The following is a 15,292-nucleotide window of genomic DNA, read 5'->3' on the forward strand; positions in this document are numbered from 1 at the left end:
TCCCTATAAGTAGATAGCTTCAACAGAGCCAGAAGCATCGCCTTCTCCAAGATTCATCACTTCGTCTAAGCTAACGATCCCCTGTAAAGCAAGCTCCATAGCAGAGGCAAGCAGAGGTTTATAACTTGCCGACTGACGAGCAACGATGGAGAAACCCACAGCATCATTAGCTCGTAGCTTATCCATCATATCCTGTTCAAGTTCCAGCATTTCAAAGACACCGATACGACCCTGATAACCAGTCAGGTTACAGTTTTGGCATCCACGCCCTTTAACAAAAGTCGCTTGTTCTTGGTTTGGGAAACGTTGCGCTAGCCACTGTCTACGTGCGTCTTCCACATCATCATCCGTTTTACAGTCAGGGCAAACCTTACGAACTAGACGCTGGGCAACCACTGCTCGAACGGCACTGGCTACCAAGTAACCCGGAGCTCCCATATCCATCATCCGAAGCGCACTATCCACCGCATCATTAGTATGCAAAGTACTCAATACCAAGTGGCCCGTCAGCGCCGCACGTAAGCCAATTTCAACCGTTTCTTGATCACGCATCTCCCCAACTAGAATGATATCTGGATCCTGACGAAGGAAGGTTCTCAGGATGGTGGAGAAATCGAGGTCAATTTTAGGGTTCACCTGCACTTGGTTAACACGCGGTAAGCGGTATTCTACCGGGTCTTCTGCGGTAATAATTTTCTTACCAGGTTCGTTCAGTTCACTCAAGGCACCATATAACGTGGTGGTTTTACCTGAGCCTGTTGGCCCCGTCACCAATATCATGCCGTGCGGGCGGCGAAGCTGCCGTCTTAGACGAACCAATAAATGGTCCGGAATACCTGACTCTTCAAGCTTTCTCACCCCTGTAGACTGGTTGAGAAGACGCATCACCACTGATTCACCATGCTGGACAGGCATGGTTGACATACGAATATCGACCGACTGACCTTTAGCACGTATATTGAAGCGTCCATCTTGTGGTAAGCGTTTTTCGGAAATGTCCAAGTTAGCCATTAGCTTGAGGCGCAGTACCAAAGCCGGAGCAACATTAACTTCATTCAGTAAGGTCTCGTGTAACACACCATCAATACGCTGACGCAAACGCAGCACATTGGCATCAGGCTCAATATGAATATCTGAAGCACCAACTTGAATGGCATCTTCAAATAACGAGTTAATCAGTTTTACAACTGTAACTTCGTCACTGTCTTCATCCTCAATACTGAAGTCAAACGCTTCATTGACCTGATGCTCAGCCTGAAGTTGCTCAGCAAAAGAAGCAATTTCTTTGGTTCGTCGGTAATAACGGTCAAAGCCATCCACCAGTTGTTTTTCTGGCGCAATAACAAATTCGATACTGTAGTTAGGTAACTGACCCAGTAACGCTTCTTGGGCAAAAAGATCCGCCGGATCACTCATAGCGACTCTTAGCGTATCCCCTTGGCGCCCAATAACCAAAGTCCTCAAACGACGGGCATGTACTTCGGGCAGTAGCTGTACCGCGTCGGCATCAACATTTGCACGGCTCAGGTCAATGAGAGGGACGTCAAGCTGCTGAGAAAGGAAAGTCAGCATTTGATGTTCCGTTAAGAAGCCGAGCTCAATCAGAGTTGCTCCCAGTTTTCTGCCCGTGCTTTTCTGTGCCGCTAGCGCCTCTTCGACTTGAGACTCAGTAATAATCCCTTCTTCGACGAGCAAATCACCAAGACGCTTCCTAAGTTTAATTTGCATCTGGCTGCTCCTTTAAACGGCTGATAAGGGATAAACGGTCACGAATAAACTGCTGCGACTGACTGGATAACCCCAGCTTAGTTAAAGCTTGCTGGTAGGCTTCTTCGGCTTTGGCTAAGTTCAAAGCCCGTTCTTGTTGAATACCTAAACCAAGCCACCATCGCCCACTATCAGGTTCCAGCGTCACTAAACTCTGATAGCTACTGAGTGCAATGTCATCTTGTTTCGATTTCTGAGCTAACGCTGCTCGAAGAGATAAATACTCTACCGGTGCCTCTTGAGGCACATGCACCAAAGCCGTTAAAGCCGCTTCATTTTGCTGCTCTTTGATGAGCAGTTTAGCTAACGACATCCGCAGAGCACTCTCTTCTTTATCAATTTGAATGCCTTTACGTAAAATATCGACCGCCTTACGGACCTCTCCTTTACCGTAATAAAGTGCAGATAGCTTTTTACGATATTTAACGTTATCAGGCGCATAACGCAGCGCTTCTTGGTAATGCTTAAGTGCTTCAGTCAGGTTATTGTTATCCAGTGCTTTTTTCGCTCGACTTTGCGCTTTCTTTGCTAACTGAGCAGGAGACAACTCCACTTGTTGAATGACAACTTGCCCCTGAGCCACTTTCACTGAAGGAGCAGCAATGCTAGCCTCTTTTATTGTTGTCGGTTCAGGCTCAACGCTTGCTTTTGCTGCCTCTACTTCATGGGTGAGAGGATTCAATTGACTGACCAGACGAGGCTGTGAAAGATAAATAGTGTCGCTACTTACCGATGATTTCGATGTCGGTGAGGAAATAGGTTCATTCGCTTTCTCAACTCCGACGGCGGGCAAAGGTTGAGGATCAATAACTGGAGTCTGACTTGAAAGAGCCCATCCCCCGACCGCTAAACTTAAGCCAAAGCTGCCTACCACCCAAGGCAAAACCTTAAGTTGTTTCACAGGTTTTACGTTCGCTTTAACCACTTGCTCTGGCTTAGTTGACTGATTATCGGCTAGTTCAGAAAGCGCATTGTTAATAGCACTCATGATAAACTCCAGCCCCAAATTAACGGGATTCTAAATTTTGGTTTGCAGCTGTCATACGTATCATGGATAGCATTAAACAACTGTTGGTTGCTGACAGTCAGTTCATCTTGACTACACGCCAGAACCAAACACTTATGGCAGATTTGATTGATCAACCTCGGAATACCTCGGCTCGCTTTCCAAATGGCTTTTTTCTGATTAACCGTGAAGATATCTACTTCCCCACCGGACTTTTCTAATCGATTGTCGATGTACGCCACCACTTCAGAAACCGTCAGCGTTCTTAGCCGTGCACTAAAAGTAATACGCTGCCTAAGTTGGCGCAGGTGATGCTGCTCTAATCGCTCATCCAACTCAGGCTGACCCAGCAAGACAATTTGTATCAGCTTATGGTATTCCGTCTCTAAGTTGCCAAATAAACGTAATACTTCCAGCGCTTCATCGCTTAAGGCTTGCGCTTCATCCACAAATACCACCACCTGAGAGCCATTTCGCGCAAACTCTATAAGTTTAGCTTGAATATCCTCGACCAGCGTTGTGTCTGCAGTGATGCTAACTTCGAGCTCAGTCGCAATGGCTCGCCTGAGTTCATCACCGCTCAGAGCAGGGTTAGGTAGGTAAACAAGCTGAACGGCCTGACTCAGTTGGTTCACCAAGATCCGGCACACCATGGTTTTTCCGGTTCCTACCTCTCCGGTGATCTTGATCAGACCTTCTCCCATTTCTATCGCGGATTGAACCGTCTGAATCGCCTCATAATGAGGCTCCAACCCTAAGAACAATTCAGTGTTCGGGGTTAAGTGAAATGGAAACTGAGTTAATCCAAAATGCTCCAAATACATAGGCGATTATTGCTCATCAGGGAACCATTCCTGAAGTAAATCTCTAGATCTTTCGAGCTCTTTTTGCCACGTATTTACCCCCACAACGGTAGGTTTAAGTAAGATCACTAATTCAGTTTTCTCAGTGTACTGCGTGGTATTGCGGAACAAGTGACCCAATGCCGGCACATCACCAAGGAATGGCACTTTGGAAGTTCGCTCTAGAGTATTTGACTTCATCAAACCTCCGATGACAACCACATCCCCATCTTGAGCACGAATCACAGAGTCCGACTCGCGAATAGAGCTGGTCGCCAGCGGTAAAGAAACCGTATCCGAGCCATTGGTAATGTTTTTTTCTTCTTCTGTCACATCAATAACCGCGGGATGAACATGCAAAAGCACACTGCCATCATTGTCAATCTGGGGGGTCACATCAAGAGAGATCCCTGAGAAGAACGGCGTTAATTCAATATCCGTGCTGGTTGTCGATGTTGTACTGCCGGAATCGACGTTCGTCGAAAAGTCCGTCACAAAGTAACTGTCCGTACCGACTTTGATCACCGCTTTTTGGTTATTCGAAGCCGTCACTCGAGGGCTAGAAAGTACATTCAAGTCACCTTGAGTCGACATAAAGCTAATAACGGCATCAAAACTGCCGCTAGAGATGACTAAGTTGGACTGACCTCCTAGCAAAGTCCCTATCGCATCCAAACCAGGTAATGTAGCTGCTGTCCCAGGGTTTCCTTGACCAATCGTGTAGTTAGTCCCATTCGAAGTAAATGCCTTCGACCAATCGATCCCTTGCTGGTAGCCATCACTCAACGTCACTTCCAAGATTTTCGCTTCTAGGATCACTTGTCGATGTAGTCTTTGCTGTGAAACCCCAATAAAGCTTTTCACTTCCCGGATTTCATCAGGGAAAGCTCGAATCGTGATCACACCAGCCTGTGGGGTAGTCACCACACTTTGCCCTTGACCAGAACCAATCAGCTGACTCACCGCTTGTTCTAACTGAGGCCAAAAGTCACTTTCACTGGTGGTTTCAATTTCCGTCCCTCCTTTTGAGGAAGTGGTACTCGAGCTGCCCGAGCTGGAAGTATCCGAATCCGAACTGGAAGATGACGAACTGGAAGAGCTACTGTTAGTGATGGTGCCTGTGGTGATGGAGGTCAGCGAGCGACCGCTACGTTTAAATTGTAAGTAATCAACCGGGATAGTCACTGTTCTTAGCCCTGCTGGGTATATCTGGATAACTTTCCCTGTTGTTTCAATTTGATAGCCATAAAGGTCTTGCACCACAGACAACACTTCGTCCAATGTCACATCCGTTAAATTGACTGTGATACTGCCTGATACTTCTGGGTGCAAAGCAACACTAAATTCCGTTCCTCTAACCAAACTAGCAAAAAAAGCTTTAGCATCAACATCATTGGCTTGGATTCTAAAGCGCTTTACTGTTTCAAAGGTGGTGCTTGCTGCCCCCTCTAGGTCAGGCATTAGGTCTGCTTCAACAGAAGGTGGTAGTTCATCTAAACTGCGGCTGCCTGATTGATTAATCGCTTCATTGAGCGCATCTTTAGCTTCCACTGGCTCACGATGGCCCATAGAACAACCGACTAATGACGCAACAGTAATTGCTACAACGAGTTTACGCATACGATTCCAATCACCTTACTGTTTTATATCCAGAGTAAATAGCTCTAACTTCCACTGCTTGCCCGCTTTGACTAGCGTAACAAGCTCCGGCCCAATGTAACTCACGGTGTAACCATTAACCGTTTCTCCTACTAATGCCACTTGATTGTTCAGAACGGCCTGACATTGTGCAATCTCTTGGCAAACGATACTTTGCAGCATCGGAACGGGTTGGTCAGTTATCTTAGAGGCAGGCTTAGCCTCTTGTGGCTTTTGCCAACCCAATGGGGCTGTCGGGTCCTGCGAAGCGAGGAGTATCGATGAGTAAGCCATCAAAATTACCATAATGCATCTAACCACCGATAAACTCCTGTCTGGTACCCAGTGTATACACTTCAAGTATTAAACGTGCTGTCGGGTATTCCTCTACGGTATAGCTGAAGCTTCTCCAATAGTACTTAACGGGCAAAGACTCTAGTGTGTTGAGATAAGTCAGAATCGAAAAATAGCTGCCAGTTAGTTCTATTTTGACCGGATGTAGATAATATCCAGTCCGTGTTTGGTTATCGACGCCACCTGTAATGGGTTCTGCGGTCATTGATTCAAGTGACACCAGTTTTAGCCCTTGTGTACCAGTTAACACATCTTCTAATAAACGAGCCATCTGACTAGGAGAAATCAGGTTTTCTATTATTTCTGCTAACTGCTGTGATAATTGCTGACTCTCTGTCAGCAACTTCTTGTATTCCAAATCAATCTTCTGATTAGGGTCTCGCTTAAGTTTAGCGGTTACCAGCAAAATATCCGCTTCTAAGCGCTGCACATTCTGCTTAGATGAGCTGACTTGCCCAGATAAGGACTGGTTGGCTTTCAAGATAGGTTCAACGAGCCAAACCAACAAAGTCAGGCTAATAATCACGATGCCACAAAGGGTTAGTAACCACTTTTCTCGTCGACTTAAAGTATTAAATTTATCATTGAGTTGGAGCCAAAATTGCTGCATTACTTGGGCTCCTGCTTAGTGATGAGTTCAAACGTCACAATATCATCATCGTTACGACCAATTTTAAGCTTTTCAAATGTACGTCCGACAAGGTTCACTTCGGACTTAAATTGATTGACCCAATTCGGAATGGCTTTAGCCTCACGCGCAAGCCCTTGTAAATCCATGGTATTGGAATCGATAAAAATATGGCTCAGTGAAATGTCTTGTCTTCCCAGCTCTGCCAATGCACGCATGACTCCTGAATATCCAATTTGCTGGGATTGATCAAACTCATTGACGGCTTTTAATGACGCGCGTTTCGCTTGAATCTCAAGCTTCAACCGGGCAACAGCGGCGATTTTAGCGGCTGAGGGCTTATGTTTAGCAAGACGCTGATTCAAGCCTGAAAGTTGTTGCTCAAGCTTCACTTGCTGTGCCCTGTGGTCTTCGAGCTCTTGCTCAAGCTGAATTTGTTGGACGTAAAGATAAGCAAAAGCGCTGAGTAACACTGTCGTTACCGCCCCCCAAGCCAAAACAACATTGGTGAGCGTAAAGTTTTCTTTTTTGGGCTTAAGAGAGTCAGGGAAAAGATTCACCGCACTTTCACTGAGTTGATCAGCATACTCAATCAGAATATCCCCTGATTCACGCTCATCCTCACTTAACCCGGCAACTTTGACACTCAAGCGTTCACTCAATGCTTCAACCAACTCTTGCTGGTCTTCTTCATCACAACAGACTTTCATTTTGTGGAGAGAAGCTCCACGCAATTGCGAAGAGAGGTAATCAATCGAACGCTGTAACTCCAAAGCGATTCCATCAAGCTGGAGAATGCTAGTCGCCACCCCAGTCAACGGAGAAGCTACCCCACGAATCGTTCTTTGGAAAGCACAGTGATGGTCAACAAAAGCACTGACTCGAAAGCTACTTTGCTTACTGCGCTGTAAAAGTAAAAAGCTTGATAACTCACCCGCGGATATCCCCCATACCTCATCTTCAACCAAGACTCGGTTGAGCTGAATATGATGAGCAGACAGGCTTTGTTGCAGGCCGACAATCAGACTTTTAGGGGCAACATAGACTTGAAGTTTATTACCCACTGGAAGGTGCGCCGCATCAGCAACGATGTCCGTTACTTTTTCACTGATCAGGTCTTTAAGTAAAAACGGGAGTGCGCTTACTAACTCTGCATCTGGAATGTTGGGTTTATCGATTTGATAGGTTTGGTAGAATTTAGAGTTCAGAACAATATCAAGATGAAGATCCGTTAACTTGGACCGCACCAAGGTTTTAAGCAGTGTTTCTTGCCAAGAGTTGCCTTCCACCATCACTTTAGATGGCAGTTTTCCCTCAGCTAATGCTGAAAAATACAACTCGCCGGGTTGGACAACAACGGTCAGGTTTAAACCAACTCGTTTATTGTGACTAAACTTTCCGATCAAGGATTGGATATTCATTTACTGCTAACTTTTCGCCACCGGTTGCGACGACCAATTTGCACTTTACTGGTCGTCATGACTTTCTTTTCAGTTTCAACTTTAGGTAATAGCTGTTGCTCAGACTGAAAATAACGTCCTTGCACCCCTTGTACTCCTAAAGCCAGCATTGTTTTATACTCTTGTTTATTGTCGACACCCACGGCAATAACTTGAGTTTTAAGCCCTTCACAAGCTCCTAGCAAGCTACGTACAAATAACTGGTTTTCATCTCGCTGATCTATTTGTTTCACTAGACTTCTATGCAGCTTCAAAAAATCAATGGGCAGATCTTTTAAATAATGAGTACTTACTATAGAGCGACCTGCCTGCCCAACAGTAACTCGACAACCCAATCCAGAAATCATTTTGATCACTGGACGCATATAATCGAGATGTTTGACTAGTCTCGCTTCCGCAAATTCAAAAATCAGCGACTTGCGTTGTTCTGATGTTAATTGTAGTAGCTCATATCGAAACCACTTCAAGTAATCACGATCAGCAAAAGGTACTACGTGAATATTGACAGAGTAACATATTCTTTTCTTTGACACTTTCAAAAACTGAGCGACTGCCGAAAAAACAGCGCGATCCAAAACGGACTCATAACCCACAGATTCTATTGCAGAATTAAATCGCGATGCTTTTATCAATCCCTTATCAGGATCATTGATACGGACAAATAGCTCTGAATGCTCAAAGATTCTGTCTTTATGTGAGTCCAGTAAATAACAAGGTTGATAGAAAATATAAAGCTGGTCCGGCTTAAGCACTAAATCGAATAGAGTACGCCAACGCACACTGCCTCGCTCATCATCATGCGTGACCAATTTATTAAACTTATTCCAAGTATTTACACGTTGTAATTGGGCACTTTTAAGAGCGGTTTCAGCTTCATCTAAAATGCGTCCTTGGCTCTCTCCTTCCCTGTACATACTGACACCGATATGCACCCAATTTTCTTTATCCAAAGGAGAGGGAGGTGATAATTTAGTCAATTGCTTTAAGCTATTTATCGCTATTTGTGACACCTCTTTACTGCTTAAATGAGGGGCAAAAATGGCAAAATCAGACTCGTAATAACGAGAAAGAATCACATCAGGGTAACGTTGAATAATATTATTTAAGCTATCACCAATATCGACAACAAACTCATCAGCGACCTGCTTGCCAGATTCTTCCTGCAATTGCTCCCAATCGTCAATACGCAGCAGCAAAACACCGCCATGTGAACCATGCTCAGACAAAGCCGCTTCCAATTTACTGTCAAACAGGACACGGTTAGCCGCACCAGTTAATGGATCAAGGAAGGTTTGGGTACGAATAAATGTATCAAAGCGACTTCTTTCTTGACGTGCATCTTGTAGCTCTTCAATTAGGCAGTCTAATGCTTCACTGGCTGTATAAGGCCACTCTTTCATATCCCCTTTCGCGTATTCTTCCACACGTCCGGCAAGAATCATTCTGCCCCGCTCCTCCAATAACTCAGAACCTGCAAGCTGTTCTTTCAACCACTTCACCCCACGCATTAAGCAAAAGATAATCAAGGCCACGGCCAATGTGATCGACCACAGAGCTTCAAGAGAATAACCGTAGCCTATGTATGGGGGGACAGCTTTAAAATGAAGGCGATAGCCAATATTGCGCTCCAGCTGATATTCAGTGTCATACAGCAAAGTGGTATCGACTTTCGAAGAAGTATCTTTATAACGGTATATCACACCTTTATCTGACAGGAGCTCCATTTCAACAATATTAGAGGCTTGAAGCATTTTGGGCATCCAACGCTGGAGTGAATAAGCCGCGTCAGGATCTTCCATTTCCTTATCCAATACTTCAACGATACCTTGCAGAGAATGATCTAAATACTCTTGCCCAAGTCGCTTAAAAGATAAGGTACCACCTAAAAATAGGATGAACATCGCACTGGTCACTATAACGGTGACAAACGCAACTAGGCGAGTGCTCAGTTTTAAAGTAGGTGTGTACCTCATAGATAAAGAATTCCTTTTCTCAAAATAAGGTCGCGATAGCGCTGGCGGTCAGTTAACTATGTGATAAAAGAGACCACTAACTGATGAGTCTGTTTTTCTAACTATATAAAAAAGCCGCGAAATTCGCGGCTTTTTTCAGGATTCAATGATCTAGAATGGGATATCGTCATCAAAATCCATTGGAGGTTCATTGTATTGTGGCTGGCTTTGACTCGGCTGCTGTTGCGGCTGAGAGTATTGCTGCTGAGCAGGTTGGCTTTGCTGCATCGCTGGCTGTTGAGGCTGTCCCCAACCACCTTGCTGCTGAGGTTGACCCATTGGCTGACCTGATGCTCCCCCCTGCGGACGACCACCAAGCAATTGCATTTGACCAGCTGGCCACTGAACAACGACTTCAGTTGTGTAACGGTCTTGACCATTTTGGTCTTGCCATTTACGCGTTTGAAGTTGGCCTTCAATGTAGACTTGCGAGCCTTTACGTAGGTACTCACCCGCGACTTCAGCGGTCTTACCAAAGAGCACAATACGGTGCCATTCCGTTTTTTCACGCTGCTCGCCCGTATTTTTGTCTCGCCAAGATTCAGAAGTTGCAACGGTAATGTTCGCCACGGCACTACCGTTCGCAGTGTACTTAACTTCAGGATCCTGCCCTAGGTTACCCATAATGATAACTTTATTTACTCCACGGCTCGCCATGATTCGCTCCGTCTAAATTCTCTATTAACCTTAAAAATAGCGCACTAGGATAACACGCTTTAGCCTTCGAACAAATTGCAATCCACACCATGAGCTCACAAAGTCATCAGCCCAACTCAGGGCACATCTATTTTCGAGTAAATTCAATCTATTGTTCGATTGATAGATTTAATGATTACTTATCAATATGAAATTGAACGCAATCCTGTAAACTTGATTCGCACTGGTCAAATTTCTCATTCACTCTGCCAACACCTCAATTAAACCGAATGAAGAACCTTATGGCCAAAAACATTTACGCCCGAACTATCTACTTTCTTTGTGAAGATACATCGAAACCCCATCACCTTATCCATCAAGTAGAAAAGCTACTCAGTATCGACATTCCACGTATTGAGCCCAATGAACTCATGCTTGCCATGCAACAACATAAACATAAGATCCTAATGATAGATCACAACAATTATCAAAAACTTAACAACCAGATTCGCGACCTCCCTCTGTCGAATAAAATGTTTGAGACGATCATTTTTAATGTCGAGAAAAGACTGACTACAGAAGAACTATTACGTTTTGGCAACCTCAAAGCCTTATTTTACCAAGAAGAGTCTATTGAAGCAGTCGCCAAAGGATGTGGTGAAGTCATCAACAGCCAAAACTGGCTGCCACGTAAGGTCGCCGCTCAGCTACTGCACTATTACCGCCATGTAGTATTAAGCCAGACCGCACCCGCGACAGTCGATTTAACAGCCCGCGAGATCCAAATTCTTCGCTGTTTAAAAACTGGCGCATCAAATATGCAGATTGCCGAAGACCTGTTTATCAGTGAGTTCACGGTGAAGTCTCATTTATACCAAATCTTTAAAAAGCTCTCGGTCAAGAATAGAGTGCAAGCCATCGCTTGGGCCAATCAACATATGATGTCTTAAATATAATCCAATGTGCAAAAACTCACGTTTTCGCTTCTATAGTCATTATTCATTCATGCAAAAAGTGATATGGTTGCGCCAGCTATATAAAAGACGAAATACAGATATAGGGTTTTAACATGATCAAAAAGTGCCTTTTCCCGGCAGCAGGCTATGGAACTCGCTTTCTCCCAGCGACCAAATCCATGCCTAAAGAAATGATGCCTGTCGTTAACAAGCCATTGATTGAATACGGTGTAGAGGAAGCGATTCAAGCCGGAATGAATGGTATGTGTATTGTCACAGGTCGTGGTAAACACTCGATCATGGATCACTTTGATAAAAACTACGAATTGGAACACCAAATCAGTGGGACGAACAAAGAAGAGCTCTTAGTCGATATCCGCGATATCATCGAAAGTGCTAACTTCACCTACATCCGTCAACGTGAGATGAAAGGGTTGGGTCATGCAATTCTGACTGGGCGTGAACTCATCGGTGATGAACCTTTCGCTGTAGTTCTGGCGGATGACCTTTGCGTCAACGAACAAGAAGGTGTGCTGGCGCAAATGGTGGCACTGTTTAAACAGTTCCGCTGCTCAATTGTTGCCGTACAAGAAGTACCTGCTGATGAAACACATAAGTACGGTGTGATTTCAGGTGAAATGATCAAAGACGATATCTATCGCGTTGATGACATGGTTGAAAAGCCAGAACCCGGTACCGCCCCAAGTAACCTCGCTATCATTGGTCGCTATATCCTGACTCCAGATATCTTCGAGCTGATCGAAAATACCGAACCAGGCAAAGGCGGTGAAATTCAGATTACAGATGCCCTTCTGAAACAGGCTAAAGCAGGCTGTGTACTGGCCTACAAATTCAAAGGCCAACGTTTTGACTGCGGTAGCGTTGAAGGTTACATCGAAGCCACTAACTACTGTTTTGAGAACCTTTACCTTAAAGACAGCAAGAAATCTGAGTTGGGTAAACAAAGTACAACCAAAGAAGCCTGATGGTTTATTTCTCTGTTTTCAAAGGCTGCTCTGTGAGCAGCCTTTTTTATTACTGTTTTTTCATACAGTATTTTCTTTGAACATTTATCACTCTATGTAATACTTAGCCCACTTGTTTTTACATTGAGCGAGAGCAATGGATAAGATCGAAGTTCGCGGCGCACGCACCCATAACTTAAAAAATGTCAACCTGACCATCCCCCGAGATAAACTCATCGTCATTACTGGATTATCAGGTTCAGGTAAGTCATCACTTGCCTTTGATACTTTATATGCGGAAGGTCAGCGGCGCTATGTTGAGTCACTATCCGCTTACGCTCGTCAATTTTTATCTTTAATGGAAAAGCCAGATGTTGACCATATCGAAGGTCTATCCCCTGCCATCTCCATTGAACAAAAATCGACATCACACAATCCTCGCTCAACCGTCGGTACCATTACTGAAGTCTACGACTATTTACGTTTACTCTACGCACGAGTCGGTGAGCCCCGCTGCCCAGAGCATAAGGTTCCACTCACCGCCCAAACCATCTCACAGATGGTCGATAAAGTATTGGAACTGCCAGCAGGCTCTAAAATGATGCTACTGGCTCCCATCGTTAAAGAGCGTAAAGGGGAGCATGTAAAAACACTAGAAAACCTCGCAGCGCAAGGTTTTATCCGTGCTCGTATCGATGGTGAAACCTGCGATTTATCGGATCCTCCGACCTTAGAACTGCACAAGAAACACACCATCGAAGTGGTCGTAGATCGCTTTAAAGTGCGCGATGACCTACAACAGAGGCTGGCAGAGTCCTTTGAAACCACACTGGAACTTTCTGGCGGTATTGCCGTGGTTGCGCCTATGGACGGTAATGGTGAAGAAGTGGTGTTTTCTGCTAACTTTGCTTGTCCGCACTGTGGTTACAGTATGCAAGAGTTAGAGCCAAGGCTTTTCTCATTCAATAATCCAGCGGGGGCGTGCCACACCTGTGATGGCCTTGGTGTGCAACAATACTTTGATCCCGCGAGAGTTATTCTTGATGACTCCTTAAGCTTGGCAGAAGGAGCCATTAGGGGGTGGGATCAAAAGAACTACTATTACTTCCAAATGCTCTCTTCCTTAGCTGAGCACTTTGATTTCGATCTTAAAGCTCCTTTTAAGTCCTTACCGAAGAAAATTCGTGATGTAGTGCTGAATGGCTCGGGGCGAACTGAGGTTGAGTTTAAATACATCAATGATCGCGGTGATATTCGTGTGAAACGTCACCCATTTGAAGGGATACTGAACACTTTAGAACGTCGTTATCGAGATACAGAGTCAAATGCGGTCCGTGAGGACTTGGCAAAATATATCTCGACTCGTACCTGCTCTAGCTGTGAAGGCAGCCGTCTTCGTCTTGAAGCCCGTAATGTGTTTATTGGCGATACAACATTGCCCGAGATTGTTGAGTTAAGCATTGCCGATGCGCTCGGTTTCTTTGCGTCACTAGAGCTAAAAGGCCAAAAGGCTCAAATCGCAGAGAAAGTGATGAAGGAGATCAATGATCGTCTCCAATTCCTAGTAAACGTTGGCCTCAACTACCTCAACCTTTCCCGTAGTGCCGAAACTTTATCCGGTGGTGAAGCACAACGGATTCGACTCGCCAGCCAGATTGGTGCAGGGTTAGTCGGAGTCATGTACGTGCTGGATGAACCCTCCATCGGGCTACACCAACGCGACAACGAACGACTCTTGAATACCCTGACCCATCTACGTGATTTGGGCAATACCGTCTTGGTCGTTGAACACGATGAAGATGCAATTAGAATGGCGGATCATGTGATCGATATTGGCCCCGGCGCCGGGGTTCATGGTGGTAATGTAGTCGCAGAAGGCACCATGGAAGAGATTGTCGCCACTCCAGAGTCTCTAACGGGTCAGTACCTTAGTGGTGCGAAAAAAATTGAAGTGCCTAAACAACGCACTCCAATAAATAATAAAAAAGTGGTCGAGTTGTTCGGTGCAACAGGCAACAACCTTAAAGATGTCACATTAACGATTCCAGTTGGCTTGTTTACCTGTGTGACTGGCGTTTCGGGATCAGGTAAGTCGACGTTGATTAACGATACTTTCTTTAAAATTGCCCACACTCAACTCAACGGTGCAACAACTGCGACCCCATCACCTTACCAAAAAATAAAAGGGCTAGAGCATTTTGATAAGGTCATCGACATCGATCAAAGCCCGATTGGGCGCACACCACGCTCCAACCCTGCAACTTATACGGGGATCTTTACCCCGATTCGTGAATTATTTGCCGGCACTCAGGAAGCAAGATCTCGAGGCTATAAACCGGGTCGCTTCAGCTTCAACGTACGCGGTGGTCGCTGTGAGGCCTGTCAAGGTGATGGTGTAATCAAAGTAGAAATGCACTTCCTGCCTGATGTCTATGTACCTTGTGACGTATGTAAAGGAAAACGCTATAACCGCGAAACGCTGGAAGTTCATTACAAAGGCAAGACGATTGATGAAGTACTCGGAATGACGGTTGAAGATGCTCGCGAATTTTTCGACCCTGTGCCTGTAATTGCCCGTAAGTTGCAAACTCTGATGGATGTCGGTCTGTCATACATCCGACTAGGTCAGGCGGCAACGACCTTATCCGGTGGTGAAGCACAACGTGTTAAGCTAGCTCGAGAGTTGTCAAAGCGCGACACAGGCAAAACACTCTATATCTTAGATGAACCCACAACGGGCTTACACTTCCATGATATTCAGCAACTGTTAACTGTACTGCATCGTCTACGAGATCACGGCAATACTGTGGTAGTTATTGAGCATAACCTTGATGTGATTAAAACCTCAGACTGGATTGTGGATTTAGGTCCAGAAGGCGGGCAAGGCGGCGGTGAAATTATTGCCCAAGGCACACCTGAAGAGGTCGCTAAGGTCACAGGTTCTCATACCGCAAGGTTCCTCAAGCCTATGTTAAAATAACGAAAAGTAGTAAATTAAACAGACCAGAATTTGGTCTGTTTTCTTTTA

The 15,292-nt window shown here is 45.1% G+C and carries 12 protein-coding genes; 3 read left to right on the forward strand and 9 right to left on the reverse strand.

The window, feature by feature from the left end; all coding sequences use genetic code 11:
- Positions 1–3 precede the first annotated feature (3 nt).
- The 9 genes from L1D15_RS18890 to L1D15_RS18930 form a co-directional block, all read right to left on the reverse strand.
- Positions 4–1,728: a type II/IV secretion system protein gene (locus L1D15_RS18890; RefSeq protein WP_239876687.1), complete on the reverse strand. Its 1,725-nt coding sequence runs from the start codon at positions 1,726–1,728 to the stop codon at positions 4–6.
- Complete coding sequence (locus L1D15_RS18895; protein WP_239876688.1) at positions 1,718–2,755, reverse strand: tetratricopeptide repeat protein; 1,038 nt, start codon at positions 2,753–2,755, stop codon at positions 1,718–1,720. The genes L1D15_RS18890 and L1D15_RS18895 overlap by 11 nt, the downstream gene beginning before the upstream one ends.
- Positions 2,752–3,597: an AAA family ATPase gene (locus L1D15_RS18900; RefSeq protein ID WP_239876689.1), complete on the reverse strand. Its 846-nt coding sequence runs from the start codon at positions 3,595–3,597 to the stop codon at positions 2,752–2,754. Before L1D15_RS18900 ends, L1D15_RS18895 begins: the two co-directional genes overlap by 4 nt.
- A 6-nt stretch (positions 3,598–3,603) precedes the next feature.
- The gene (mshL, locus tag L1D15_RS18905; RefSeq protein ID WP_239871341.1) at positions 3,604–5,235 is read right to left on the reverse strand and encodes a pilus (MSHA type) biogenesis protein MshL; all 1,632 of its coding nucleotides are present in this window, start codon (positions 5,233–5,235) and stop codon (positions 3,604–3,606) included.
- Positions 5,236–5,250: 15 nt separating this feature from the next.
- On the reverse strand, positions 5,251–5,547 hold the full coding sequence (locus L1D15_RS18910) for an MSHA biogenesis protein MshK (protein ID WP_239876690.1): 297 nt from the start codon (positions 5,545–5,547) through the stop codon (positions 5,251–5,253).
- A gap of 19 nt (positions 5,548–5,566) precedes the next feature.
- A complete protein-coding gene (gene gspM, locus L1D15_RS18915) occupies positions 5,567–6,217 on the reverse strand; it encodes a type II secretion system protein GspM (protein WP_239871344.1) in 651 nt (216 codons plus the stop codon).
- A complete protein-coding gene (locus tag L1D15_RS18920) occupies positions 6,217–7,656 on the reverse strand; it encodes an MSHA biogenesis protein MshI (RefSeq protein WP_239876691.1) in 1,440 nt (479 codons plus the stop codon). The genes gspM and L1D15_RS18920 overlap by 1 nt, the downstream gene beginning before the upstream one ends.
- Positions 7,653–9,668, reverse strand: a complete 2,016-nt coding sequence (gene csrD / locus L1D15_RS18925) for an RNase E specificity factor CsrD (protein WP_239876692.1) — start codon at positions 9,666–9,668, stop codon at positions 7,653–7,655. The genes L1D15_RS18920 and csrD overlap by 4 nt, the downstream gene beginning before the upstream one ends.
- A gap of 150 nt (positions 9,669–9,818) precedes the next feature.
- Positions 9,819–10,364, reverse strand: a complete 546-nt coding sequence (locus tag L1D15_RS18930; protein WP_239835105.1) for a single-stranded DNA-binding protein — start codon at positions 10,362–10,364, stop codon at positions 9,819–9,821.
- Positions 10,365–10,645: 281 nt separating this feature from the next.
- On the opposite strand from L1D15_RS18930, the gene L1D15_RS18935 reads away from it, so the two are divergent.
- The 3 genes from L1D15_RS18935 (at position 10,646) to uvrA (ending at position 15,244) form a co-directional block, all read left to right on the forward strand.
- Positions 10,646–11,293: a LuxR C-terminal-related transcriptional regulator gene (locus tag L1D15_RS18935; protein WP_239871354.1), complete on the forward strand. Its 648-nt coding sequence runs from the start codon at positions 10,646–10,648 to the stop codon at positions 11,291–11,293.
- Positions 11,294–11,412: 119 nt separating this feature from the next.
- The gene (gene galU / locus L1D15_RS18940; RefSeq protein ID WP_239835103.1) at positions 11,413–12,285 is read left to right on the forward strand and encodes a UTP--glucose-1-phosphate uridylyltransferase GalU; all 873 of its coding nucleotides are present in this window, start codon (positions 11,413–11,415) and stop codon (positions 12,283–12,285) included.
- Positions 12,286–12,421: 136 nt separating this feature from the next.
- Complete coding sequence (gene uvrA / locus L1D15_RS18945) at positions 12,422–15,244, forward strand: excinuclease ABC subunit UvrA (RefSeq protein ID WP_239871357.1); 2,823 nt, start codon at positions 12,422–12,424, stop codon at positions 15,242–15,244.
- The last annotated feature ends 48 nt before the right edge of the window (positions 15,245–15,292 follow it).

Origin of the sequence: Vibrio sp. Isolate25 (assembly GCF_022398025.1) — a bacterium.
Taxonomy (GTDB): domain Bacteria; phylum Pseudomonadota; class Gammaproteobacteria; order Enterobacterales; family Vibrionaceae; genus Vibrio; species Vibrio coralliilyticus_A.